1 pseudogene is annotated in these 440 nt (G+C 39.5%); it reads right to left on the bottom strand.

The annotated features are described in order from the left end of the window. A pseudogene (locus CYP05_RS07575) lies at nucleotides 1-440 on the bottom strand (TonB-dependent receptor domain-containing protein); the annotation flags it as partial.

The following is a 440-nucleotide window of genomic DNA, read 5'->3' as shown; positions in this document are numbered from 1 at the left end:
ATTGTAAATTTAGAGTTGAAGTTGTGATTTTTAGCTTTTGCAGGTATGAGGCTGTCAAAAAGGCTCGTTCTTTGCGTCTCATCATAAATGTAGCTGATATCGGCATTTAGGCTATCAAATTCACCAAGGTAGCCCACACCATAGCTCTTTTTCTCGTAGTCATAGGCGTTTAAAACCTTATTTGTCTTTATAGTGGCTGTTTTGCCAATGGTGCGCGAGTAGTCGTGTTTTTCACTTGAGCCAAGGATGAAAAATTTATTGTGCTCATCTGGAGTGATCCAAAGCTTTGCGCTTAAATTTCTCTTATCACTCTTTTGATAGCCGCCTTTGTAATTATCCTCGTCTCTTAGCTTTTTATAGCCCCAAAGCTGAAGCGCGAAAAGGTCTTTATAAAGAGGTAAATTTAGATAAAAGTCGCCTTGTCTGCCATCACCTATGCC

It is taken from the genome of Campylobacter concisus (assembly GCF_002913545.1).
Lineage (GTDB): Bacteria > Campylobacterota > Campylobacteria > Campylobacterales > Campylobacteraceae > Campylobacter_A > Campylobacter_A concisus_AV.
The sequence above is the reverse complement of the archived record's forward strand: the minus strand, read 5'-3'. Positions and strand labels throughout refer to the sequence as shown.